Raw genomic sequence first — 504 nt, forward strand, 5'->3', positions numbered from 1 at the left:
ACCACCGCCCCCACACCATCGACATAGACGTGCACGCTGCTCGAGACGGCCGAGGAGTCCGGGTCCAACGCCCAGCCACCGACCGACACCGTCCCCCCATCGGCCGACACCCAGTCCACGCTGCCCACCGGCAGGGCCACCTGAGTGCTGACCGCCCGACAGCCCAGCGGGGTGTGCTGCGACCCCTGGTCCACGTCGATCAGGTACAGGCACACCGTGTGCGCACCCGGCGGCACCTCCGTGGTCACCGAGAAACCATGCGCATCCCCGGCCTCCGGGAACGCCACCGCGACATCCGACCGGCTCAGGTCCGCAGCCGCCACCGTCGCACGCCCGTCGACGTACACGTGCACAGCCACCGGCTCGCTCGGCTGGTCCAGGTCCAGCGCCCAACCCCAGACCGTCAACGCCGACCCCGACGTCGTCAAGGCATCCCAGCTGCCCGAGGGAAGCGCCACCCGCACCCCGACCGTCCGGCACCCCAGCGGGGTGTTGCGCGACGGG

1 protein-coding gene is annotated in these 504 nt (G+C 72.0%); it reads right to left on the bottom strand.

Features of this window, described 5'->3' with window-relative positions; all coding sequences use genetic code 11:
- A partial coding sequence (locus O2V63_RS20690) for a hypothetical protein (RefSeq protein WP_269169359.1) occupies positions 1-353 on the bottom strand: 353 nt, incomplete at its 3' end.
- Between the last annotated feature and the right edge of the window lie 151 nt (positions 354-504).

Source organism: Modestobacter sp. VKM Ac-2977, from assembly GCF_026968045.1.
Classification (GTDB): domain Bacteria; phylum Actinomycetota; class Actinomycetes; order Mycobacteriales; family Geodermatophilaceae; genus Modestobacter.